This window comes from Gimesia maris, from assembly GCF_008298035.1.
GTDB classification, from domain to species: Bacteria; Planctomycetota; Planctomycetia; order Planctomycetales; family Planctomycetaceae; genus Gimesia; species Gimesia maris.
The window spans coordinates 2,715,729-2,740,146 of the sequence record NZ_CP042910.1 but is presented as its reverse complement, the minus strand read 5'-3'; the positions used below and the strand labels follow the sequence as shown (position 1 = coordinate 2,740,146).

The 24,418-nt window shown below is 50.8% G+C and carries 18 protein-coding genes; 14 read left to right on the top strand and 4 right to left on the bottom strand.

The features are described 5' to 3' along the window. Nucleotides 1–6: 6 nt before the first annotated feature. Complete coding sequence (locus GmarT_RS10110) at nucleotides 7–1,110, top strand: Gfo/Idh/MocA family protein (protein WP_002649756.1); 1,104 nt, start codon at nucleotides 7–9, stop codon at nucleotides 1,108–1,110. 3 nt (nucleotides 1,111–1,113) lie between these two features. On the opposite strand, the gene GmarT_RS10105 is transcribed toward GmarT_RS10110, so the two are convergent. Next, nucleotides 1,114–2,205, bottom strand: coding sequence for a DUF6268 family outer membrane beta-barrel protein (locus tag GmarT_RS10105; protein ID WP_002649757.1), 1,092 nt, complete (start codon nucleotides 2,203–2,205; stop codon nucleotides 1,114–1,116). A 407-nt stretch (nucleotides 2,206–2,612) separates the two neighbouring features. On the opposite strand from GmarT_RS10105, the gene GmarT_RS29475 reads away from it, so the two are divergent. After that, nucleotides 2,613–2,783 carry a DUF6800 family protein gene (locus GmarT_RS29475; protein ID WP_002649758.1) on the top strand — a complete coding sequence of 57 codons (171 nt, stop codon included), beginning with the start codon at nucleotides 2,613–2,615 and terminating at the stop codon, nucleotides 2,781–2,783. A gap of 151 nt (nucleotides 2,784–2,934) precedes the next feature. Here the strand turns inward: GmarT_RS29475 and clpB are convergent, their stop codons facing one another. Then, nucleotides 2,935–5,550 (bottom strand): ATP-dependent chaperone ClpB, encoded by a 2,616-nt coding sequence (gene clpB / locus GmarT_RS10100; RefSeq protein WP_149302612.1) that lies wholly within the window; start codon nucleotides 5,548–5,550, stop codon nucleotides 2,935–2,937. Between the two features lie 248 nt (nucleotides 5,551–5,798). Further along, the gene (gene dnaK / locus GmarT_RS10095; protein ID WP_149302609.1) at nucleotides 5,799–7,703 is read right to left on the bottom strand and encodes a molecular chaperone DnaK; all 1,905 of its coding nucleotides are present in this window, start codon (nucleotides 7,701–7,703) and stop codon (nucleotides 5,799–5,801) included. 690 nt (nucleotides 7,704–8,393) lie between these two features. Between dnaK and pheA the strand changes: the two genes are divergently transcribed. The 12 genes from pheA to GmarT_RS10035 all read left to right on the top strand — a co-directional run bounded on the left by pheA (nucleotide 8,394) and on the right by GmarT_RS10035 (nucleotide 23,039). Further along, entirely contained in the window at nucleotides 8,394–9,563 is a 1,170-nt protein-coding gene (gene pheA, locus GmarT_RS10090; RefSeq protein WP_002649005.1) for a prephenate dehydratase, read from the top strand. A 263-nt stretch (nucleotides 9,564–9,826) separates the two neighbouring features. Further along, entirely contained in the window at nucleotides 9,827–10,600 is a 774-nt protein-coding gene (gene tpiA, locus GmarT_RS10085) for a triose-phosphate isomerase (protein WP_002649006.1), read from the top strand. Nucleotides 10,601–10,756: 156 nt separating this feature from the next. Beyond that, on the top strand, nucleotides 10,757–11,347 hold the full coding sequence (secG, locus tag GmarT_RS10080; RefSeq protein WP_002649007.1) for a preprotein translocase subunit SecG: 591 nt from the start codon (nucleotides 10,757–10,759) through the stop codon (nucleotides 11,345–11,347). An 86-nt stretch (nucleotides 11,348–11,433) separates the two neighbouring features. Next, a complete protein-coding gene (locus GmarT_RS10075) occupies nucleotides 11,434–12,318 on the top strand; it encodes a YicC/YloC family endoribonuclease (protein ID WP_002649008.1) in 885 nt (294 codons plus the stop codon). 68 nt (nucleotides 12,319–12,386) lie between these two features. Continuing rightward, nucleotides 12,387–13,001 carry a guanylate kinase gene (gene gmk, locus GmarT_RS10070; protein ID WP_002649009.1) on the top strand — a complete coding sequence of 205 codons (615 nt, stop codon included), beginning with the start codon at nucleotides 12,387–12,389 and terminating at the stop codon, nucleotides 12,999–13,001. Continuing rightward, the gene (locus GmarT_RS10065; RefSeq protein WP_002649010.1) at nucleotides 12,985–13,263 is read left to right on the top strand and encodes a DNA-directed RNA polymerase subunit omega; all 279 of its coding nucleotides are present in this window, start codon (nucleotides 12,985–12,987) and stop codon (nucleotides 13,261–13,263) included. The genes gmk and GmarT_RS10065 overlap by 17 nt, the downstream gene beginning before the upstream one ends. Before the next feature lie 17 nt (nucleotides 13,264–13,280). Continuing rightward, a complete protein-coding gene (locus tag GmarT_RS10060) occupies nucleotides 13,281–13,841 on the top strand; it encodes a flavoprotein (protein ID WP_002649011.1) in 561 nt (186 codons plus the stop codon). A gap of 50 nt (nucleotides 13,842–13,891) precedes the next feature. Then, complete coding sequence (locus GmarT_RS10055; protein WP_002649012.1) at nucleotides 13,892–14,518, top strand: phosphopantothenoylcysteine decarboxylase domain-containing protein; 627 nt, start codon at nucleotides 13,892–13,894, stop codon at nucleotides 14,516–14,518. Nucleotides 14,519–14,997: 479 nt separating this feature from the next. Then, nucleotides 14,998–17,298, top strand: coding sequence for a DNA translocase FtsK (locus GmarT_RS10050; RefSeq protein WP_002649013.1), 2,301 nt, complete (start codon nucleotides 14,998–15,000; stop codon nucleotides 17,296–17,298). A gap of 392 nt (nucleotides 17,299–17,690) precedes the next feature. Further along, nucleotides 17,691–19,265 (top strand): citramalate synthase, encoded by a 1,575-nt coding sequence (gene cimA / locus GmarT_RS10045; RefSeq protein WP_002649014.1) that lies wholly within the window; start codon nucleotides 17,691–17,693, stop codon nucleotides 19,263–19,265. A gap of 293 nt (nucleotides 19,266–19,558) precedes the next feature. Then, nucleotides 19,559–22,483 (top strand): valine--tRNA ligase, encoded by a 2,925-nt coding sequence (locus GmarT_RS10040; RefSeq protein WP_002649015.1) that lies wholly within the window; start codon nucleotides 19,559–19,561, stop codon nucleotides 22,481–22,483. A 151-nt stretch (nucleotides 22,484–22,634) separates the two neighbouring features. Then, nucleotides 22,635–23,039 (top strand): bifunctional nuclease family protein, encoded by a 405-nt coding sequence (locus tag GmarT_RS10035; protein WP_044240094.1) that lies wholly within the window; start codon nucleotides 22,635–22,637, stop codon nucleotides 23,037–23,039. 85 nt (nucleotides 23,040–23,124) lie between these two features. On the opposite strand, the gene GmarT_RS10030 is transcribed toward GmarT_RS10035, so the two are convergent. Further along, a complete protein-coding gene (locus GmarT_RS10030; protein ID WP_002649017.1) occupies nucleotides 23,125–24,075 on the bottom strand; it encodes a sugar phosphate isomerase family in 951 nt (316 codons plus the stop codon). Nucleotides 24,076–24,418 lie beyond the last annotated feature (343 nt).

Sequence of the window (24,418 nt, the reverse complement as noted above, 5' to 3'; positions counted from 1 at the left end):
TTTCTCATGTCTGATTTAGTTCGCATCGGAATCATTGGAGCAGGCGCCGTCTCCGATTACCATCATGTTCCCGGCATCAATCTTGATCCCCGTGCGGAACTGGTCTCCATCTGCGATCCGAATTCAGAACTGCTGGCCCAACGCCAGTCTGACTGGGGAAAAACCAAAGTTTCGACACGCTTTGAAGACATGGCAGAAGACCCGGATGTGGACGCCGTAATCATTGCCACTCCCAATTTCACGCATCATGAAATTGCTTTAGCCTGCATCAAAGGCGGCAAACACGTGATGTGCGAAAAACCATTGGGGCTGAACTACACCGAATCAGCCGAAATGTACCGCGCAGCCCGCGATGCCAACCTGAGGCACATGACGGCCTTCACCTATCGCTTTGCCCCTTCGATGCGTTACGTAAAACACCTGGTCGAATCGGGGGCGCTGGGAGTGCCTCGACACTTTCGCAGCCAGCGTTTTCTCGACTGGCCTGAATCCAGCTGGGGCTGGCGGCAGAGCAAAAAACTGGCAGGAGCGGGTGACCTGTTCGACATGACCATTCACCGGATCGATTTTGCACAGGACCTGCTGGGACCGATCAAAAGCATCTGTGGTGCCGTCGCCCAGTTTGTTCCCCGCGATAAAACGGCGGAAGGCGAGCCTTGCGAACCGTCAGAAGTGGATGACTGGTCGTCCCTGATTGGTCAATTCGAAAACGGAGCCGTGGGGGTCTGGGAAGGCAGCACGCTGATGAAAGGCTATCACAATGATGGCTTCGGCTATGAATGGGCGGAGGTCAATGGTTCAGAGGGCTCTGCCGCCTATCAGTTAACTGATCCGAACAACATTCTGATCGGCAAACCGGGCCAGACCATGGAAAAACTGCCCGTGCCCGATGAATACCTGGTAATTGACGGCAGTCCCCGTGAGCCTCATGCAGGGGTACCCAGCACCGTATTTCGTTATGACCTGGTCTATGAATTCGTATCGGCCATCGTCGAAGAACGGGACGCGATTCCCGGTTTTGATCACGGTGCCTCAGCACAGCTCGTTGCTGACTCTGTACTGGAATCGTTTGACAAACGGACCTGGATCGACATCAACTGCGATCTCTGAGTCTTAAAACGTCAGCTGGTAACGCATCATTCCTGTCGGCGAAATATCGTAATTGCCGATATCGGATTTATATTCCAGCTTGCGATTGAAGACGAATCCGACTTCCAGTTTGCTGATCATTCCGCCGGTATGTTTTGTTTCGAGACCTCCGATTAAACGCAGGTCACTGTAAGTCGCGATATCATCAATGCCTGTTGCGCCACGCCGAATTCCCCACGAACCGCCGCCGAACTCTCCGGCGACATACGCCCAGCGCTCCAGCTCCTCTGTTTTTTCGATGCGGTATGTGAATTTGGGTTTCGGGAAGATCAACTCGAGGCGTGATCCTTCGCTGAACCACATAATCATCCCCGCAGCGGGCAACATCTGAATATTTTCGCGATCCAGGTACACGACTCCCATTACAAACTGCTTGGAGCGGGAATGAACATAATAGGCCAGCCCTTTCCCGGTAATCCGCAGAGAGTCGGAAGTCACATTTTTGAAATCACTATAAACCCCGGGAGCCACTTCCAGTTCATAAGACCACTTTTCGTTATGTTTTTTGAACCAGCGGAACGCGACCGAGGTATCGTAAACCCGCGCTGGTAAATCAGTCTGTATCGGACCATCCAGATAGTGCACACCAAAATAAGGTGTTACTGAAAAGCCTTCAAACCGTGGTATCTCGATCGTTTCCGATAAATTAATGCTGAAAATCCCGAGTTCATCGCCCGTCCCCGGCAGCCATGTCACTCCGGCATCCCCCTGCTTATGTGAGATGAGCGGCACAATCGCATCGCAGTCGACACAGTCATCGCCGGAATCTGTCCAGTTCTGATCATCTTCCAGTAACTGGGGGGGAATTCCTAATGCTTCCCGCGAATCGGCATCCAGCACATTGGGAACCTGGGGAGACTGGCTCACCTGTTCGATCTCGACATCGCGAGGCATGAATATCGTTCGATGCTGTAGTGCCTGTGAACTGCCTGCACCTGCATCTCCCCCTGTCTGAACAGAAGACCCCTGAGCCCATACCAGATCATCGACGCCCCCCATGCTGAAGAAACACAGGACAATGACCAGAAATACAGCCTGGCGGGACTGATACAACATGACTGATTTTCCCAAATTGACGATAAGACTGTGTCCAGTTTTACGTTAGCGTCTCCAGGTCCATTCGGACCGGGTATATTAGATTACTGTCGCTATGGTTAAATGTGTTGCGTACCAGGATTAACCTGGAAATCAATATCTCAATCCCGGCACTAAGACCAGGGTCAGATAGACAAGAGGTGCTATGGGGAGGTATTTCGAGAGAGGTAGTAGTGAGAGCTGTATGAAATATCAGGGAATGAATTTAAGGTCAAGCCGAATTAAGATCAGTGCTTCTCTCATTTCTCTGCAAAAATGCCCTGTCCTGATCGTTGCTCCTTACCATATTAGATGTTAGAATCAATTTCCTCAGACAGAATATATACATTCGAACATAGCAATTTTCTTTTATCAGGAACTAATGAGAAATGGGACGTGTTGAAAAAGGGCGTGAACTGGCCCAACGTCGAGTCCGTAAACACAAGCTGAAACAGCTCCGGGCTAAGTTTGCCAAAGCAAAAGATCCTTCAGAAAAAGAAGCGATCAAAGAGAAAGTTCGCAAAATCAGCCCCTTCACTGTCCTGGAAGAATCTGCATAAGCAGTTCCGGCAGTCGATGATAAAACAGGACGCTGACTTGATTAAAGTGAGCGTCGTTTTTTCATGCGCTACCTGAAACTTCATCCGAATAAAAAATCAGCCCTGGAACCAGATTTCAGGGCTGATTGTCATTTCGCCTGAGGCTTTATATTCACCTGCCGGAGAACAGAAACAGCCCCTCATGCGCATCCACATGAATCGTAGCCCCCTCTACAAAATCACCGGAGAGCAGCTTGTTGGCCAGTTCATTCTGAAGGTTCTGCTGAATGGCCCTCTTCAAGGGGCGCGCCCCATACACAGGATCATAGCCTTCCTCCGCCAGCAGATCTTTGGCAGCCGTCGTCACCTCCAGAGTAAAACCATTATTTTCCACCAGCCGGGAAAGGTTCTGTAACTGCAGATCCACAATCTGGCGGATTTCTTCCCGCCCTAACGGATGGAATACGATCACTTCATCAATCCGGTTCAGGAACTCAGGTAGAAATTCATGCTGTAACGCATCCATGACACGGTTATGAATCAGATCTTCGTCTTCTTTTCCCGACAGATCCATGATCGTCTGGCTGCCAATGTTGGAAGTCATCACCACAATCGTATTGGAGAAATCGACGGTTCGTCCGTGGCTGTCCGTCAGTCGTCCGTCATCCAGCAACTGCAGCAGGATATTAAACACATCCCGATGCGCTTTTTCGACTTCATCCAGCAGAACAACGGAATAAGGCTGCCGCCGGACTGCTTCCGTCAGTCGCCCTCCTTCTTCATATCCGACATACCCGGGAGGGGCACCAATCAGACGTGCCACGGAATGTTTCTCCATAAATTCGCTCATATCGATGCGAATCATGTTGCGTTCATCATCAAACAGAAAACCTGCCAGCGCTTTACACAGTTCCGTTTTCCCCACACCGGTTGGCCCGAGAAACATGAACGACCCGATCGGTCGATTCTGATCCTGCAAACCGGAACGTGAGCGGCGCACTGCATTCGAGACAGCCAGCACGGCTTCATTCTGATTAATCATCCGCTTGTGAATTTCGTCTTCCATCCGCAGGAGTTTTTCACGTTCTCCCTGCAGCATTTTCGAAATCGGAATCCCGGTCCACATGCTGATAACCTTGGCGATGTCTTCCGAGGTCACTTCCTCGCGCAACAACCGCTCACCACCGACATCCCCGAGTTCCGTCACCTTCTGTTCCATCTCGGTCAGTCGCTGACGTGCTGCGTTCAACTCCTGTTCCGCATTGTAGGCCTGTGAATAGTCCTCATTGGAATTCGTCTGCTGTGCCCGGTGAAATGCCTGCTCATAGGCGGTATTCAGCCGATCAATCTCTTCCTTTAAAGGCTGCAGGCCCGACAGTGCTTCTTTTTCCGTTTCCCAGCGCGTCTTCAATGCATTGACACTTTCTTCGCGATCCGCGATCTGCTTGCGCAACTCTTTCAACCGCTCCTGACTGTCGGGAGTCGTTTCTGTTGCCAATGCAGCCGCTTCGATCTGCATCCGGGTCAACTGCCTGGTTGCTTCATCAATTTCTGCCGGCATGGAATCCATCTCCATCCGCAACTGACTGGCAGCCTCATCGACCAGGTCAATCGCCTTGTCAGGCAGAAATCGATCATTGATGTAGCGATCCGATAAAGTCGCGGCATTAATCAACGCATCGTCGGTGATCCGCACCCCGTGGTGTGTTTCATAACGTTCTTTTAACCCCCGCAGGATGGAGATGGTATCTTCGACCGTGGGTTCAGTCACCATAACCGGCTGGAAACGTCGTTCCAGTGCGGGATCTTTTTCAATATATTTACGATACTCGTCCAGCGTGGTGGCGCCCACACAATGCAGTTCACCACGGGCCAGCGCGGGTTTCAGCAGATTCGAAGCATCCGCGCCCCCTTCCGCTGCCCCTGCCCCTACGACGGTATGCAGCTCATCAATGAACAGAATAATCTGTCCTTTCGCCGCTTCGATCTCTTTGAGCACTGCCTTCAGACGATCTTCAAATTCCCCTCGATATTTGGTACCTGCAATCAGGGCACCCATATCCAAAGCGACCACACGCTTGTTCTTCAGATTCTGTGGCACATCGCCCATCACAATCCGATGCGCGAGCCCTTCCACAATGGCTGTCTTGCCGACACCGGCTTCACCGATGAGGACCGGGTTATTTTTTCGACGCCGCGACAGAATCTGAATGACACGTCGAATCTCCTGATCGCGGCCGATCACCGGATCGATTTTCCCCTGCCTGGCCAGTTCGACAAGATCTTTTCCATACTGCTCCAGCGACTGGTATTTCTCTTCAGGACTCTGATCGGTGACGCGTTGCCCCCCGCGTACCGCCTGCAATGCGGAGAGGACATCATCTTCTTCAATTCCATTCAGTTCCAGAATCCGCTTAGGCTGTTCGTCAACGGTCGTACAAGCCAGCAGGAGATGCTCGGTGGAAACAAAATTATCCTGCATCTGGTCTGCGCGATCCTGCGCTGCCTGCAGTATCTTGAGCAATGCCTGGCCCACACCCACCTGCATGGTGGCTCCGGAAACTTTAGGCAGACGACTGATTTCATCATCAACCATTTTCTGCAACTGAGGCAGATTGGCACCGATCTTCTGAATCAGTGGCTTCACAACACCCTGCTCTTCATCCAGCAATGCTTTGAGCAGATGCAACGGTTTGATCTCCTGCTGACCAAAATCTTCAGCCGTCTGCTGAGCGCGCTGGACGGCCTCCTGGGCCTTCACAGTCAACTTTTCAAATCGAAATGCCATAACACTCCTCCGTTCTATTGTTAACCTGCGCAGCAACTCAACAGCCTGAATTATCATATCAGATAACGGGGCGGTAAGCAGTGCTCGTATAATAATTTTAAGTGAATCAGACCCGGGGGAGGGAGAGTCTTTTGAGTCTGATCAATGGTATGAAGCTGAAAAAACAGTCTTCCAGAAATGGATTTTAAGGCAGGAGTCAGGGGCTCAAGACGATCCTTGAGCCCCGTTCCTTATCTCATAGAACTGCTTCAGTCCTTTTTCTCAAACTCGGCATCAATCACATCCTCTTCATCGGCTGCTGCACCACCCGCTTCCGGAGCAGCACCTTCGGCTCCTCCGGCTTCCTGGCTCGCTTTATACATCTGCTCGGTGAAGGCATGCGTGGCCTGCTGCAACTCTTCACAAGCTGAATTGATGGCTGCAACGTCTTCTGTTTCGAGAGCATCGTTGACTTTCTTAACGGATGCTTCGATCGCAGTTTTTGAGGATTCATCAATTTTATCAGCATGTTCTTTCAACAGTTTTTCCACATCATAAACGATGCGGGAACCGTTGTTCTTCGCCTCTGCCAGCTCTTTCTTCTTCTTGTCTTCATCAGCGTGTGCTTCTGCCTGTTTCTTCATATCTTCGATTTCAGATTCAGACAGTCCGCTCGACTGTTCGATTTTAACTGATGTCTCTTTACCAGTGGCAACATCCTTGGCTGACACGTTCAGAATGCCGTTCACGTCGATATCGAATACCACCTTAATCTGAGGAACCCCACGCGGTGCCGGCGGAATTTCTTCCAGGTTAAACTGACCCAGCAACCGGTTGTCGCTGGCCATCTGTCGTTCTCCCTGAAACACACGGACAGTGACAGCAGTCTGATTGTCGGCAGCAGTCGAGAACACCTGATCTTTCGTCACAGGAATCGTGGTGTTACGCTCAACCAGTTTGGTCATCACGCCACCCTCGGTTTCAATCCCGAGAGAGAGTGGTGTTACGTCGAGCAGCACTACATCCTGAACATCACCAGAGATAATTCCCCCCTGAATCGCGGCTCCGATTGAAACCACTTCGTCCGGGTTAACCCCTTTATGAGGTTCTTTACCAAAGATCTTCTTAACAAATTCCTGAACCTTGGGAACACGGGTGGAACCACCCACCAGCACAACTTCGTCAATTTCACTGGCACTGAGACCGGCATCTTTCATGGCCTGCTCAACCGGTTTCCGGCAGCGTTCCACCAGAGGATCGATCAGCTTCTCAAATTCAGACCGGGTAATTGCCATCTGCAAGTGCTTTGCACCACTGCTGTCTGCGGTGATGAAGGGCAGATTGATATCTGTCGTCTGGGAAGAGGACAGTTCTTTCTTGGCCTTTTCAGCGGCCTCTCTCAGACGCTGCAACGCCATGGCGTCGCTTCGCAGATCGATCCCCTGCTCTTTCTTGAAGGAATCAGCAATATGATTGATCAGTTCTTCATCGAAATCGTCACCCCCGAGGTGACCATCGCCGTTGGTGCTCAAAGTTTCGATGACTTCATCGCCTACTTCGAGAACAGAAACGTCAAACGTACCGCCACCGAAGTCGAACACCACGATTTTTTCGTCGCTCTTTTTCTCCAGGCCGTAAGCCAGGGCAGCCGCGGTAGGCTCGTTGATGATGCGAGAGACTTCCAGACCGGAAATCTGACCGGCATCCTTGGTCGCCTGTCGCTGAGCATCATTGAAATAAGCCGGCACGGTAACCACTGCTTTGTTGACTTTATGTCCCAGATAGCTTTCGGCAGCTTCTTTCAGTTTCCGCAAAATGGAAGCGGAGATTTCGGGCGGCGTATAAGTTTTGCCACCCGCTTCAATTTTGACATAGTCTTCCGGCCCACCAATAATCCCGTAAGGAACTATCTTCTCTTCGCTCTGAACCTCGTTATGACGACGTCCCATAAAGCGTTTTACCGAGTAGACCGTATTTTTAGGATTGGTGACCGCTTGACGTTTGGCAGGCTCACCGACCAGAGTTTCTCCCTTATCAGTGAAAGCCACGACACTGGGAGTGATTCGATTCCCTTCCAGGTTGGGGATCACTTTCGCTTCCCCGCCTTCCATGATTGAGACTACTGAGTTGGTTGTCCCCAAATCAATACCGATGATTTTTTCGCCTGACGACATGTGAGTTTCCCCTCTTTCCTTATTCGTATTTCAGATCTGTACAAAGCTCAGACTACGAGAAAACTCTCCCAGCCTCATACATCTCCCGCTTGTGATTCAATACTTAATTCGATTCTGCCTGAAATTACAGGCTGTGTTGTTAGACAGCAATGAGTGTGCCAAGCAGAACACCAACCAAAAAATTAGACCTATGTCATTTATAAATAAGCACTTACTAACCACGACTGTTTTTTCTTACCAATTCCAACCAGACAGACACTGCCAAATTGACACCGCCGCAATCCCATTCTGCCTCTGAGGCAAAATGACATAATGGCAGTCAATTCACCCTGCCCGCTGGAATAAAGGCTAAACAGTTCACAGGTCAGGCCTAACCGCTTGACAGTCCCTGAAGGCGGCGGTACAAACTAAAACAATTGATAAACAGGCCGGAAACAGGCATTCCCTTTTGTTTGTGTACCCTCTGCTTCTGTTTTTTCAATGCCTCTAAATGATTATCTTATAATATTTTAAGCAAAAAATTCAAGAATGAGATTCGGGAGAAATCCGAAGTTAATCAATTCTTAAGGGATTGTAATCCAATTGTGAAACTGGCAGTAAGCGACTAAACACAACCAGGGAAGGCGTGTGATCTGGCTGCGGTTAATTTTCTGAGAGACAGAAACGAGACTCACATCCTGAAAGATTCCGATGGCCAAGAAAAAAGCGGTTAATAAACGAACTTCAGTCAGTAAGCCGAAGACGTCAACCAAGAAAAAAGTAGCCCGCACCAGCCCCAGCACAAAACGCAATCCTGCATCGACACAGTCCGAACTCAAAAAGATTGACCGAGAGATTATCAAACTGGTCAATAAACGCTGTTCGATGACAGTCAAACAGATCAAATCTGATCCCGAGCCCCGCAAGGCGATGTTTGACCCCAAAACAGATGAAGAACTGCGTGAAACAATCGAAAAACTGAACGGATCCGGCCCTCTGACCAACAATGCCATCCGTGGAATTTTTCGTCAGATCCTCAGTTCTGCCCGCAGACAGATCCACCCCCAACGCGTTGCCTACCTGGGCCCTGCTTACAGCTATACCCATCTGGCTGCCCTGGAACGGTTTGGCGAAGGGGCCGACATGGTGCCTGTGAACACCATCGGGGCTGTATTTGAAGAAGTCAACCGGGGGAATACCGAGTTTGGTGTGGTTCCCATCGAAAACAGTACGGATGGACGGGTGGTCGACACCCTCGATATGTTCACCCGGCTTCCATTACGGATTTGTGGTGAAGTGCTGATCGCCGTACATCACAACCTGCTGGCGCGCTGCGAACGGAGCGAAATCACCGAAATCTACAGCAAACCGCAGGCACTCTCACAGTGCCGCGAGTGGCTCTCCCGAAACATGCCTCAGGCTCATCTGCATGAAGTCACCAGTACTTCAACCGCAGCCCAGCTGGCAGCGACCAAACCAGGTGCCGCAGCAGTTGCCAGCCACCAGGCTTCTGTGGAATACGATCTGCAGATTATCGTGGAAGGCATTGAAGATAACGCCAACAACGTCACTCGCTTTGCCGTAATCGGCGAAGAGGTCTGCAACCCGACCGGTAAAGATCGTACGGCGATCCTGGTTCAAATCGCCCACAAGGCCGGCTCCCTGGCTGATACACTTCAGATCTTTAAGAAAAACAAGGTCAACCTGACCTGGATCGAATCCTTCCCGCTCCGGGGAGAAGAACCAGGATACCTGTTCTTCATTGATTTTGAAGGCCATGTTCAGGAACCCCATATTAAACGAACGCTGAATGAACTGGAGAAACGCGTCGTTCGTCTGGAAACAATGGGGTCCTACCCCCGCAGCGGGATTCTGGAGTAACAGAAGATGGCAACCGCGCCTCTGATTCGTGAGAATTCTGTGAAAACAGGGGTCATTTCAGGATTTTCAGCCCAAATCCTTGAATCATTGCGTTTGACTCAATAACTTATGCTGCAGCTTTGATTGCTGCTTAAAACGGCATCGGTAACCATTTGAAGGTCACAGATCCGTTAACGCTTTTGTTTCGCCTCTCGATCTCTGGCGAAAACAGTATCTGTACAGTCCATTTCCACCTTTAACTTACTTCAATCACAGGATCAATTATGCGTCGCTTCCTTGTAGCCGGTAACTGGAAAATGAATACCACTAAAGAATCCGGTGCACAGCTGGCTCAGGCCCTGGCATCCGAAGTGCCCTCTGAAAATCCTGCCGTTGAAGTTCTGGTTTGCCCTCCGTTTCCCTACCTGACCACGATCGGCGAGATCGTCTCTGGCTCAGGCGTCGGCTTTGGTGCACAAAACTGTTACCATGAAGCACCAGGTGCTTTTACCGGTGAAACTTCAACGGAAATGCTGACCGACGTCGGTTGCCGTTCCGTTATCCTGGGACACAGTGAACGTCGTCACGTCCTTAAAGAAACAGACACAGATATCAATCTCAAAGTCAAAAAAGCCCTCGAAGCTGGGCTGCAGGTCGTCCTCTGTGTTGGTGAATTACAGAGTGAACGTGAATCAGACCAGACAGAAACCGTGCTCAACACCCAGATGACAGGCGGCCTGAGTGGAGTCGACGCATCCGCATTCGGGCAGATCGTGATCGCTTATGAACCAGTCTGGGCGATCGGAACCGGTTTAACAGCGAGCCCTGAACAGGCAGAAGCCGCTCATCTCTACCTGAGAAACTGGCTCAAAGACCAGTATTCTGCAGAAATCGCAGACTCAACCCGAATTCTGTATGGTGGTAGTGTCAAACCAGATAACGCCAAAGAACTGCTTTCCCAGGAAAACGTCGATGGCGCGCTGGTTGGAGGAGCAAGCCTCAAAGCAGAGCTCTTTATCCCCATCATTCAGGCTGCTGTGGAGTTATCTGCAGAATAGTCAAGAGTTTCTGGTATTTAGACGATACTCCGAATCCAGAATCGATTTACAGATCGTATATCATTACTGTATGATACGGGCGATCTTACTTCAGCAACTTGCGGGTGATTTTATCAACCCGTTCAGAAGATATTTTAAGCCATTTAGGATGACACAATGATTTTTGCGACGTTCCTGGAAGCCATTACAGATCCTGCTACCATACTGATGACATTTCTGATGTTCTTCGGAGTCCTCCTGATTATCATCATCCTGCTGCAAAAAGGTCGTGGTGGTGGACTGGCCGGCGCATTCGGTGGTGCCGGTGGCCAAAGTGCACTGGGAACGAAAGCCGGCGATGTCTTCACAAAAATTACGATTATCATGGCAGTGATCTGGGTGATCCTGGCTGGTGTCTCCGGCATCACCACACGCGCCAGTTCCGGAAAATACAGTGGCGGTAGTGCCGTATCTGAAGAGACCGCTATTTCCTCGGATGACAAAAACAAAGAAGAAGAGACACCGGATACTGAAGAAAAAGCGGCAGGCGGCCCGGAATTCACACCTCCTAAAGATCTCGCTGAAAAAGAGACAAAAGCCGCTGAAGAGAAAAAGCCAGCTGCAACGGAAGAGAAAGCAACCAAGCCGGCTGAACCAGCCGGTAAAGATGCTGCTCCGAAAGCTGCCGCTCCTGAATCTAAAGAAGACAATAAACAGGAAACTCCTGCAAAACCTGAGACAACCAAATCTCAACCCAAGTCAGAATAGTCAACTGAGCTGATCCTGCGTTCGGCAAAGTTTTTGCTGGTTCTCTAAGCCTCAAATTATTCCTGTTATTCAGAAAAGAGTGTGTTGTGCTGCTGGGCATGACTGGTTTTGGAAGTGCGACTGCAGAAAACGACCGGCTCTCGGTCCATGCCGAGCTACGTACCGTCAACAATCGCTATCTGAAAGTTTCGTCCCGCTATCCGGACTTCTACGCGAAACTGGGAAGCCAGATCGAAAAACTGATTCGCAGTTCTGTCTCTCGCGGAACCGTGAATCTCACATTGCGAATTGACAGTCTGGATCGCACCAGCGATTACCTGCTGGATGAAGAAGTCATCAAACAGTACTGGGAACAGCTCAAACACCTGTCCGAAGCCTGCCATACTCCCTTGCCCAATCACGTTGACAGCCTGTTGACGTTACCTGGCGCTGCAATCGACAATTACTCGCGTTCCCATACCCCTGAGTCGGACTGGCCATTAATTGAACAGGCGATTCGCGGTGCCCTGCAGGAACTCACTGAGTTTCGCAAGAAAGAAGGGGAATCGGCCCAGGCAGATCTTGAGAGCAGTAATCAGATTATTCGCCAGCAGCTTGAAGTAGTTAAAGAGAAGGCACCGCGTGTTGTCACAAACTACCGGGATCGCCTGCATCAGCGACTGGCAGACCTGCTGAAAGACCAGGAAGTCGAACTGGACCCTGACAGCCTGATTCGGGAAGTCAGCATGTTTGCAGATCGTTGTGATATCAACGAAGAAATCAGTCGACTTGGCTGCCATTTAGAGCAATTTGACTCCATCATCACCTCAAAAACGTCTCAGGGTAAAAAACTGGAATTTCTGGTGCAGGAGATGTTCCGCGAAATTAATACGATCGGCTCGAAAGCCAATGATGTTGAGATTTCCCACGCCGTCATCGAAATGAAACTGGCTGTTGAGAAAATCAGAGAAAACGTCCAGAACGTTGAATAGTATAGAATTATTGATCTCCTGAGATTGAATACAGAGACCACACAACGATTACTCTGGAGCTTTACCAAGTGTCTGAACCCCAAGCCTGTATCCCACCGGACATACCGATTGTTGTGCTCTCCGGCCCGACCGCCAGCGGGAAAACAACCATTGTTAATCGACTGATGCAGGAAACACCGGTCAAACTGATCAAAGCGATCTCGGCCACAACGCGTCCTCGCCGAAAAGGGGAAGTGGACGGCAAAGATTACTATTTTCTGACAACGGAAGAATTTGAAAAACGACAGGAAAATAACGAATTCCTTGAATGTGAACAGGTTCATGGGTTGGGATACTGGTATGGAACGTTAAAATCAGAAGTGGACCGGGCAGCGAAACAGGGGGGCTGGCCTTTTCTGGAAATTGATGTGCAGGGAACCCTGAAACTGAAAAAACAGTTCCCCCAGACCATTACGCTCTTTGTCAGAACATCCTCCGATGAAGAATACGAGAAACGAATCCGCAATCGGGGAACCGAATCAGAAGAAGTGATCGAAAAACGGCTGGCAACAATTCGCAAAGAACTGGAGCAGGCCCAATATTATAGTCATGTCATTATCAATGACGATCTGGAACGTGCTGTCACAGAAATCGGCACCATCCTGAAACAACGGGAGCTAGAAATTAATGCTGGAAGAATTTAAAGAAGAAGAAATCGTCAACAAAGTGGGCGGACGTTTCAAACTGTCTTCACTCATTCAAAAACGGATTGTCGCGTTGAACCGGGGCGCGCGACCACTGGTCGAAATGCAGACCAAAAACCACATGGAAATCGTGGTTCAGGAAATCATGGAAGACAAAATCTACCTCGACCAGTCTGGTGAAGTGGCCATCACCGATGATGGAAGTCCGCTGGATGCCATCGAATATGACGACGCAGGCCCGACACTGGAAGACCTGGTTTAACACACCGATTCAGTACCATGAGCACCGGAAACCAACCCATGCAGGGGCGCGAAATCCTATTAGGTGTTTCTGGAGGAATTGCCGCATACAAGACGGCTGACCTGGCCAGCAAACTGGTTCAAAAAGGGGCAGCCGTCAGCGTGGTGATGACACAAGCCGCGCAGAAATTCATAGGCGCGACCACATTTGAAGCCCTCACCGGCCGCCCGGTCTACCAGGACGGGTTTGCTCCCCGTGAACATTTTCAGGGAGAGCATATTGGCCTGGTCAGAAGAGCCGAACTGTTTGTCATCGCGCCCGCCACTGCAAACGTGATGGCCCAGATGGCGCATGGTTTCGCGGATGATCTGCTAGCCACGCTCACGCTGACCTGCACTGCTCCCATCCTGCTGGCACCGGCGATGAACGCTGACATGTGGGCCAAGGCCTCGGTTCAGCGCAATCTGGAACAGATAAAGGCAGACGGAATTCAGATCGTAGAACCAGGCGAAGGCTGGTTGAGTTGTGGCGTGATCGGAAAAGGACGGATGGCAGAACCGGCAGAGATTTTAACCCGAATTGAAGAACTACTGGGGTAATTCGAATCTGCTCTGCCCTGCTTCGAACTCATCCATTGAATGATCCTCCAATGCGAATCCTGATCACAGCCGGCCCCACACGAGAATACCTGGATGATGTTCGCTACCTGTCCAACGCCAGCAGCGGACAGATGGGATATGCTTTAGCCCGCTCCGCCATTGCCGCCGGTCATGAAGTTGCGCTGGTTTCAGGCCCGGTCACTATTGCTCCCCCCGCCGGCTGCGAGCTTTACCAGGTTGAAACGACGGACGAGATGTTCGCGCAATGCGAAAAACTGTTCCCAAACTGTGATGGTGTGATTGGTACTGCCGCGGTCTGTGACTATCGGATCAAAACCCGTAAACCCGGCAAAATCGCTAAAACCGGCGAGGCGATTACCCTGGAACTGATAGAAACGATCGACGTTCTGGCAGAACTGGGATCCCAGAAAGGGAATCGCTGGGTGATGGGCTTCGCGCTGGAATCGCAGGATGCCCGCTTTAACGCCGTTCGCAAACTCTACAGCAAAAAATGCGATGCCATCGTGCTTAACAGTGTGAGCGCCATCGGCTCCTCAGAAAACTTCGTGGAAGTGATCGACCAGAGCCAGGAGATTGTCGCGACTTACTCGGGCGAAAAGACCCAGGTCGCAGATTCGCTGATCGAATGGATCCAGCAGCATCTGGCAGGCAGATAACCGGTCGCCCTTCTCACACGTCTACTGCGATAAACCGGGAGACAGGCCAGAACCTGTCAATCCCGCGCAACCGTTACAGTCGGCACGACGTGTTCCTGATAACTTCCGCTGACTGTTCTAACCCGAATCGCACGATCGCATGTGGCTAAAACACAACATCGTTTGATGAGTTTTTTCGACCCGCCCTCCGTTTGTGTGATAGGTTTGAGTAGTTAAGGAAATCAACATTTTTATGAATCCATACTTTTGTTTGGTACGTCTCAATGCCCCCCCATTGAGACACTGGTCGTGAAAATATTCCCGTCTGTTGATGTTCTTGGGTTTTCATCGCAGACGGGAACTATTTTTCACTCGAACAAATTTTCTGGTCAATCCCCACAAAAAAAGTAATCATTATTTTGCGTCCGCTTTGCGCGCCGTTGATTCTCCTTTGAATACACAACCCGAAATTTCTTACATAGATTTGCAGGTTGGTCAGCATGATCGACATTCAACGGTTCAAAACAGATTTAATCGCGCTGGGATTACTGGCAGCGACAGTCTTTCTTGGACTGAGTCTGTTCAGTTACGACCCCGCCGATCCTCCTGCGCAACTCGTCTACCCTGTCCGTGATGTCGCACAAAACCTGTGTGGTGACTCCGGCGCTCAGATTGCCCATTACCTGCGTACCGGTTTCGGTATCGGTGCCTGGGGAATTTTCCTGGCATTAATCGTAGTCGATATGCGAATGTTCTCGCGACAGGAAACTTCCGGAGTTCTGGTGGAACTCATCGGCCTGAGTCTGATTCTGATTTCAGCCTGTATTGTCAGCCAGATGATGCTGGGACAAAACAGTGCGACACCACTGATTGGCAGTGGTGGGTATATTGGTGCACTCGGTTTTTCTCTGCTGGAAACCCGATTTTCGGTTGCTGGATCGCTGATTCTGCTGACCTCGATGTTTCTGGCTGGACTGTTGCTGACAGCAGATACGCTGCCGGTACGTCTCTTCTTTTCCTGCCTCACCTTTCCTTTCAAAGCCTTGAGTCGTGAATCGGCTGAAGTGGATGAAACTGAAGAAGAAGCAGACGAAGAAGAGTATGAAGAGGAAGAAGAAATTGTCGCTGAAGAGGAAGACGAATACGAAGAAGAAGTCGTCGCCGTTCCCAAAGCGAAAGTAAAGCCTAAAAAACGCAAGCCGATCAAAGTCAATCCGCCGGCGGGAATTCGCGTGGCGCGACAGACTCAGCCAATCGAGCAAAAAAAAAACAGCTCCTATAAGCTGCCCGGGTTAGACCTGCTGGAAGATGCGGAAGACTTCCCGTTTGAGTTGTTAGCCAAAAAAGCGGAAGAAGCGGCCGAAGTTCTGGAAAACACGTTCGCTGATTTTGGTCTTGATATCCAGGTCTCCGAAATCGATACCGGCCCTGTCTTAACACTGTTCGAACTGGATCTGAAACCCGGACTGCGGGTGGCCAAAGTTACCGCGCTGGCTCACGATCTGGCAGTCGCTTTACGTGTGCCTTCCGTGCGAGTAGTGCCTTCCATTCCCGGAAAAAACACGGTCGGCGTGGAAGTTCCCAACGACAAACAGGTCATGGTCCGTCTGAAAGAACTGATCGAAGCCTGCTCTGACGAAACAGAAAAAAGTCGCATTCCCCTGTTCATGGGGAAAGATGTCAGCGGACATCCTCTGACTGCCGATCTGGCCAAATTACCTCACCTGTTGATTGCCGGTCGAACCGGAACCGGGAAAAGTGTCTGTCTGAATACACTGATTCTGTCACTGTTGATGACCCGCACGCCCAACGAAGTCAAAATGCTGATGATCGATCCGAAGATGGTGGAGTTAAGCGGCTACAAACGCATCCCCCATCTGATGCATCCGGTGATCACCGATATGAAAAAAGCGGAAGCCGTGCTGGCGTGGGCCGTCGACAAGATGGAAGAACGCTACGACCTGCTTGCCCGCTGCGGCTCCAGAAACATCGAAAGCTTCAACAAACTGGGTAAGGATAAAGTTCTGGATCTGGCTGGAATCGATCCTGAATCGGAAGAAGCATTGCAGATGCCGGAAAAAATGCCTTCGATCGTGATCGTCGCCGATGAAATTGCCGACATGATGATGACCTCTGGTAAAGACGTGGAAGCACATATTATTCGCCTGGCTCAGAAATCTCGTGCTGTCGGAATCCACCTGGTGCTGGCAACTCAGAAACCAACGGTTGACGTGATTACCGGTCTGATTAAATCCAACCTGCCTGCCCGCGTTTCATTCCAGGTGGCCAGTCGCGGCGACAGTCGTGTGGTTCTGGATGAAAACGGTGCAGACGCCCTGCTCGGCAACGGTGACATGCTGTATCTGGCACCTGGGACCAGTAAACTGACACGGGCCCAGGGCGCGTATGTCAGTGACGAGGAAATCGAACGCGTGATTGACTTCTTCAGTGACATGGCACCTGAATACAGTCCGGAACTGGCTCAAATCACCGCAGCCAATTCCAAGAAAAATAATGGCGGCGAATCGGACCGTAAAGAAGACAGCCTGTACGAAGAAGCCGTTGAAGTCGTCATTCGTGAAGGTCGCGGTTCCGTTTCACTGCTGCAGCGTGCTTTGGGAGTCGGCTACGGTCGTGGTGCCCGGTTGATAGACTATATGGCTGAAGATGGCATCGTGGGTGAATATAACGGCTCGCAGGCACGTGAAGTCTTGTACACACTCGATGAGTGGGAAGCCGTGAAGGCAAACCAGTTCGAGGACGATTTAGGGGAAGAAGAATACGAAGAAGAGTTCGTTTGAGCATCTACCCCCCTGCTTCGCTGAGAATCTGACCTGAAAACAGGGCGAAATCGGCTTTTCGTTTGACTCATACTCCCCTGCTGCTTATGATCTTTCCATCGACTGTCAGTTATCAATCGTATCAAATCAAGAGGAAGGCTCTCTGGTCTATGTTGTCTGTCTCAAATATGGTCCGCATCAGCGACATTATTATTATTTGCGAAATTTCAGACTCCCAATGACTTGAGGATCATTACCAATTTAACAGATTTTCATAACCTCAGGTCACAACCTGAGGTTTTTTTGTTATGTAGACCAGGACGAATCAAGCACTGCCCCGGTAACGCCTGAAAAGAATAACAGCAGACGCAACAAGAGTGATTTCTTAATTAAACAGAAAGAAAGCCCCCACGATGGCCCGAATTCAGATGTATGACACCACTTTGCGGGATGGCAGCCAGGGAGAAGGCGTGAACTTCTCACTGGAGGACAAACTGCAGATTACCGCAAAGCTCGATGAAATGGGCTTCGATTACATTGAAGGCGGCTATCCCCTTTCGAATCCGAAAGACACTGAATATTTCCAGCGCGTCGCGGAAATGGATCTGAAGCACGCCAAAGTGACCGCCTTCGGCATGACCCGCCGCAAAGAGATTGAAGCCAAAGACGATGTCGGCATGCAGGCTCTGCGTGACTCACGGGCTCCTGTGGTGACCATCGTCGGCAAAACCTGGGACCTGCACGTCACCGAAGTACTTCGAGTCTCGCTCGAAGAGAATCTGGCAATGATTGCCGATTCCGTCGGCTTTATCAAATCCTGCGGACGGGAAGTCATCTACGACGCAGAACATTTCTTCGACGGCTTTCGCGCCAACCCGGAATATGCACTCAAAACCATCAAAGCGGCTGCTGACGCGGGGGCAGACATCGTCATTCCCTGCGATACCAACGGCGGCAGCCTGCCCGAAGTGATTACGAAATACGTGGACCTGGTCCGTTCTGAAGTGAACGTTCCCCTGGGAATTCACTGCCATAACGACTGCGATCTGGCAACAGCCAATTCACTGACGGCCGTCAAACATGGTGCCATCCAGGTACAGGGAACCATCAACGGCATCGGAGAACGTTGTGGCAATGCTGACCTGATCAGCGTAATTGCCAACCTGGTCACGAAAAAAGAAGGCTACTCGGTACTGCTCGACAATAAGCTCCATAACCTGACCGAACTCTCACGCTATGTTTACGAACTGGCTAACATGAATTTCCGCTCCGGCCAGCCTTTTGTCGGCAGCAGTGCGTTTGCCCATAAAGGGGGCATGCACGTGCACGCGGTCAACCGTATCGCACGCAGCTACGAACATATCGAACCGGAAGTTGTCGGCAATGAACGCAAAGTGCTGGTGAGCGAACTGTCAGGTCGCTCCAACATCGTTGCCAAAACGACCAAGATGCAACTGGACAATGATCCGGAACTGCTCACGCGGATTCTCGAAAAAGTGCAGGACCTGGAAAACGAAGGCTACCAGTTCGAAGCCGCGGAAGCGTCGTTTGATCTGCTCGTGAAAAAAGTAGCCGGGACCTTCAAACCGCATTTTGAAAAGATCCACTACCGTGTGAATGTCGAGTCAGACAATACGCATGAGCCACTCACGGAAGCGACCATCAAGCTGATCGTCAACGGCCAGCAGGAACACGTGGTGGGCGAAGGAGACGGTCCGGTGAATGCCCTGGATACCGCTCTCAGAAAAGCCCTCTGCCCTGCTTACCCGGCTCTCGAAAAAATGCATCTGGTGGACTACAAGGTCCGCGTGATCAACTCCGCAGAGGGAACAGCCGCCAGCGTCAGGGTGGTGATTGAAAGCCGTGACGAACACAAGGTCTGGAGCAGTATCGGCGTCAGTGAAAATGTCATCGAAGCCAGCTGGCTGGCTCTGGCAGACAGCGTCGAATACAAGCTTTACAAGGATGAGGGAACTATTTTAAGCTGACCCGTGTCCCGTTAGACGGAACCATCAACAGAAATCCAATCCGGATTTCAAATCTCAGAGCCTCAACAATGCCCGTCATGCCTGTTTTTGCGATATCGGAACTGGTATAGTTCGTTTCAGTAACAGAAAAACAGCTGGACAGTGTCCAGTTTTACTGTAGCGTTTCCAGGGCTGTTTGGCCCGAGTATATTAGATTGAGAGACGCTATACTTAAATGTGATGCGCTCTATTTCGTGGCAGAGCGATTTCTCCACTTTAACCATGCCTCAAAGCACAAGACCCAACTCGAAATCATGACCGAATCGTTAGAGAAACAGTATAACCCTGAAAGTGCACAACAGAAGTGGTATCAGTTCTGGGAAGAAAAAGGCTACTTTCACGCCGAACCAGACCCGGAAAAAGAACAGCACACGATTATGATCCCGCTCCCCAACGTCACCGGGGCACTGCATATGGGACATGCGTTAAATGGGACGGTCCAGGACCTGATCACCCGCTGGCGGCGTATGCAGGGCTACGAAGCACTCTGGATGCCCGGAACCGATCATGCCGGCATTGCCACCCAGGCAGTTGTAGAACGCCGCATGAAGGAAGAGGAAAATCTGACACGCCACGACATCGGCCGTGAAGCGCTGGTCGAGCGGATCTGGGACTGGAAAGATCAGTACGAAAAACGCATTTTGAATCAGCTCAGAAAACTGGGCGCCAGCTGCGACTGGCAGCGCACCCGGTTTACCCTGGATGACATGTGTTCCAAAGCGGTCCGCCGTACCTTTCTGAAACTGTTCTCCGACGATCTCATCTATCGTGGAAAACGACTGGTCAACTGGGACCCGTTCCTGCAGACCGCTGTGGCCGACGATGAAGTTTTTTCAGAAGATATTGCCGGGCAGTTCTGGACATTCCAGTATCCGGTTGTCGACAGTGATGAACGGATTTCATTTTCGACCACGCGTCCCGAAACCATGCTCGGCGATACCGCGGTTTGCGTTCATCCTTCCGATGAACGATACACACACCTGGTCGGCAAACTGGTTCGCATTCCCTTAAACGGGCGCGAAATCCCGATCATCGCGGATGCATTGCTGGCAGACAAAGATCTGGGGACCGGAGCCGTCAAAGTGACTCCCGCGCATGACCCCAACGACTACGCCTGTGGACTTCGAAATGATCTGGAGCAGATCAATATTCTGAATCCGGACGGGACCATGAACGACGCGACCGGCGAGTATGAAGGCCTGGATCGTTACGCGGCTCGTAAAAAAGTCGTGGAAGATATGGACAAGCTGGGTTTCTTTATTGCAGTGGAAGACCGCCAGATTCCTGTCAAACACAGCGATCGATCAAAAACTCCCATCGAACCTTATCTGTCCGATCAATGGTTCGTGAAAATGGATACCCTCGCACAATCCGCCATCGATGCGGTCGAAGACGGGCGTGTGCGTTTCTTTCCCAGTCGTTATTCCAAAACGTACCTGGACTGGCTCAAAGAAAAGCGGGACTGGTGTATCAGTCGTCAACTCTGGTGGGGACATCGTATTCCCATCTGGTACTGTGACACCTGTTCTGAAGATGATCTGAAGCTGGCATTTGGCGATCGTTATGACGTGGATTATCGCCGAGACGATGAAGACACCTGCTGGCTGATCTGCAGTGAGACGGACCTGACCGGGGATGAACTGGGAGCCGCTCACAAGCTGATGCAGGATGAAGACGTTCTGGATACCTGGTTCAGCAGTGCCCTCTGGCCACATGCCACACTGGGCTGGCCCGACAAGAATCCGGACCTCGATTATTTCTATCCAGGCAGCGTGCTGGTGACCAGCCGTGATATTATCACACTCTGGGTCGCCCGCATGGTCTTGACCGGCTTGTATAACATGGAAGACATTCCTTTCAAACATGTCTGTATCCATCCGAAAATTCTGGATGGTTTCGGCCAGACGATGTCCAAATCCAAGGGGAACGGCGTTGATCCCATGGACCTGATCGACAAGTACGGGGTCGATGCAGTCCGCTTCACGATTGCCTCGTTTGCAGGGGAAACACAGGACGTCCGTCTGCCCGTGGGTTATGAAGATCCGGAAAACGGTGAAGTCGTGCCCCAGACTCTGGAGCATCAGACAACGATTCCTGCCGGCGGTGAAAAGCCACGGATCAAATTCCCTAAAAGTGGAAAATCGTATCAGTACACGAGCCCCTGGTTCGACCCGGATCCCAGCGAAAAGGTGGCACGCATTGTCAGCGAGCGTTTTGAGTATGGCAGAAACTTCTGTAACAAGCTCTGGAACGCCAGTCGCTTTGCCATGCTGAACCTGGAAGGGTACACCCCTGCTCCACTTACTGAGTCCGATCTGACGATGGAAGACCGCTGGATTCTCAGTCGACTCTCTACGGTTGCCGAAGAGATGACCACCGTCTTAAGTCGCTACCAGTTCGACGTGGCCACACGTGCCATTCGCGACTTTACCTGGAATGAGTTCTGCGACTGGTACCTGGAAATGATCAAACCCCGCCTGTGGGATGAAGAACAGAAACCGGCAGCACAGCGCGTGCTCGTCGGCGTGCTCGATGCCCTGCTCCGCCTGCTGCAGCCCTTCGTTCCCTTCATTACCGAAGAACTCTGGCAGCGATTGAATGAAATCGCTCCCGAACGGGGACTGTTCACGCCGGAACCAGGGACAGAAAGCATCATGATCGCCGCCTGGCCGGAGCCACCAAAAGACTGGCAGGACCCACAACTGGAAAAACGGTTTGAACGTCTGCAGGAAATGATTGTCGCCGTACGGAATATTCGCGCGGTCTATAAAATTTCCCCGGCAGTACCACTGCAACTCTTTCTGCGTTGCGAATCCAGCGTGGCTGATGACATGCAGAATGTGGCGGGACAGTTTGATAACCTGGCGAAAACATTGCTGGAATCAGCGGGCGCGGACGTCCAACGTCCCAGCGGGTCTGCGACGTTTTCGCTCAACGATGTCGACGGTTTCATCGCATTGGAAGGCATCATCGATCTGGAAGCAGAACTCGAACGGCTGCGAGGTGAAGCAGAAAAACTCGAGAAACATATCGAAGCCAGTGAGAAGAAACTGGCCAATAAAAACTTTGTCGATCGGGCCCCCGCCGATGTGGTGGCAGGGGTACAGGAAACACTGGCAGGAAATCAGAAACAGCTGCAAAGTGTTCTGAAAACCATTGATGAACTCGAGGGAAAATAGGCTGAGCTTCGCGTATGCGAAATCAAACAGAATCTGTTGCCCTCCCCGGAAACGGTGTATAATAATTTCGCGATCACAGGTATTTCAGTTTTAACTCGTCACATAGAATCTGGTTTGCAGTGAATTCCCTGCCGGACCTGAGGAGGCTCTCTTGTTAGTGGAAATGGAGTTATCTCGTATTATTATCAGCGAGATCGGCGATCAGCAGGTGATCTATCTGCGCGAAGTGGAAGGCGAGCGTGTCTTCCCGATCCTGATTGGTATTTTTGAAGCTACCACGATTGACCGCCGGGTCAACCAGGAGTTTTCTCCGCAGCGTCCACTGACGCATGACCTGTTAAAGAATACGATCGAATCCCTGGGCGGCACCTTAAAAGATATCGTGATTACCCATCTGGAAGATCATACTTATTATGCCGTACTGCGGGTGGAACAGGATGGAGAACTGGTCGAGATCGACAGTCGCCCCAGTGATGCCATCGCGTTGTCAATTCACTACGAACCACCACTGCCGATCTATGTGCATGAGTCGGTGCTGGAGCAGACAGCAGGTTAAGTGTTCTCAGCGACACGACGATGAAAATTAAAAGGCAGCTCGAAATCAGTATTCGAGCTGCCTTTTGGGTTTGCAGGTGGATCGTTTAGTTACATTCGGCGACCAGTGGTCCCGCCAGTTCGTCCAGAATAATCAGTCGACCTGGCTGAGTCGTCATGTAAGTGGAAGGAATCCAGCTGGTAGGCTCATGTCGCAGAGTCATCCAGACACTCATTCCCTGCCACTGCATGCCGCGTGAGAAGATGCCGTCACAGCCGCCGATGATCTTGTCGGCCTGCAGGAAACAACCGGGACCAATCGTATTCGCATAAGCGGGTACCAGAGTGGTGCGGCTCTTGAAGCTCGTCACAGCGTTCTGCTCAATCGTCAGCGGATGCAGTTTAGCACCGATGCGATGCGTCTGTGCTTTCCATTCTTCTTCAGAATTAAATTCGCCGGCAAAATGCGGTTCCCAGAACGCGATATGACAAACGCGTCCGATACCGAAAATGACTCCCAGTTTCGCGCCCGCAGATTTTAATTCACCGATTTTTTCTGCGTAGGTGGGCAGTACATCTTTCGTCGCAAAGTGACGCTGATTCTCGGGAACAGTCAGGTCGCCCAGGGGACCATAAAAGGCTTCCTGCATGGCATACTGAAACGCACCGGGGTTCGAAGGCGGCAATGTATTGCCGTCGACATCGCTCCACTCATCCATATTGAAGCCATACACATGATCGCAGGAGACGCCCCATTCCTTGAGGAAGTAGACAGCCCAGCGATACATGCCCATCGGGCCTACAGGCAGGATTAATGCCAGTTTCTCACCAGCATCCCGAGACTGTTTAATCGTTAAAGCGATCTCATGTCCCAACATCGTATCGAAATCGGTAACACTGCCACACATGACAGGCTGGAAGTCTGCATGCCACCACGACTGGCGGTCTGTAATAGTCGTGGGATCGGCGCTCATGCACTGATCAATTTTGGCCAGATCCCATCCTGCTGGAAAAAATCCTTCCATCATGGAACCGGCAATCGTACTCATTAAATCCATAATTCTTCCCTTCTCAAAGCAAATTCACAGGTTGGCCAAACTGTGCCGACTGTCAAAATTCAATATTTTCTTATCATTGTTGCAAAATTCAGAGGCTGGTGTGGATTTTAGCATAGAAATGGCATAAGAACAGGAAAGATCAGCCTGTGATTTTATAAACAAAAGAATATTTAAACAAAGACGTTGAGAACGACAAACATCTTGAATTCTCTAACCGATATAGTTCTAATAGTAGAGCTGAGTCGACGCCTTAAATGATTTGTCGATCCTGCCTTAGCTTACCTGCCTTAAACAACCAGAAGTTTATCTTTACACGATAACCGTCAACCTGCCCGATTGCACA

Bases quoted from the DNA above. Each gene is read 5' to 3' on its own strand.
- GmarT_RS10110 (WP_002649756.1), top strand. From the start codon at position 7: ATGTCTGATTTAGTTCGCATCGGAATCATTGGAGCAGGCGCCGTCTCC.
- GmarT_RS10105 (WP_002649757.1), bottom strand. From the start codon at position 2,205: ATGTTGTATCAGTCCCGCCAGGCTGTATTTCTGGTCATTGTCCTGTGT.
- GmarT_RS29475 (WP_002649758.1), top strand. From the start codon at position 2,613: ATGGGACGTGTTGAAAAAGGGCGTGAACTGGCCCAACGTCGAGTCCGT.
- clpB (WP_149302612.1), bottom strand. From the start codon at position 5,550: ATGGCATTTCGATTTGAAAAGTTGACTGTGAAGGCCCAGGAGGCCGTC.
- dnaK (WP_149302609.1), bottom strand. From the start codon at position 7,703: ATGTCGTCAGGCGAAAAAATCATCGGTATTGATTTGGGGACAACCAAC.
- pheA (WP_002649005.1), top strand. From the start codon at position 8,394: ATGGCCAAGAAAAAAGCGGTTAATAAACGAACTTCAGTCAGTAAGCCG.
- tpiA (WP_002649006.1), top strand. From the start codon at position 9,827: ATGCGTCGCTTCCTTGTAGCCGGTAACTGGAAAATGAATACCACTAAA.
- secG (WP_002649007.1), top strand. From the start codon at position 10,757: ATGATTTTTGCGACGTTCCTGGAAGCCATTACAGATCCTGCTACCATA.
- GmarT_RS10065 (WP_002649010.1), top strand. From the start codon at position 12,985: ATGCTGGAAGAATTTAAAGAAGAAGAAATCGTCAACAAAGTGGGCGGA.
- GmarT_RS10060 (WP_002649011.1), top strand. From the start codon at position 13,281: ATGAGCACCGGAAACCAACCCATGCAGGGGCGCGAAATCCTATTAGGT.
- GmarT_RS10055 (WP_002649012.1), top strand. From the start codon at position 13,892: ATGCGAATCCTGATCACAGCCGGCCCCACACGAGAATACCTGGATGAT.
- GmarT_RS10050 (WP_002649013.1), top strand. From the start codon at position 14,998: ATGATCGACATTCAACGGTTCAAAACAGATTTAATCGCGCTGGGATTA.
- cimA (WP_002649014.1), top strand. From the start codon at position 17,691: ATGGCCCGAATTCAGATGTATGACACCACTTTGCGGGATGGCAGCCAG.
- GmarT_RS10040 (WP_002649015.1), top strand. From the start codon at position 19,559: ATGACCGAATCGTTAGAGAAACAGTATAACCCTGAAAGTGCACAACAG.
- GmarT_RS10030 (WP_002649017.1), bottom strand. From the start codon at position 24,075: ATGGATTTAATGAGTACGATTGCCGGTTCCATGATGGAAGGATTTTTT.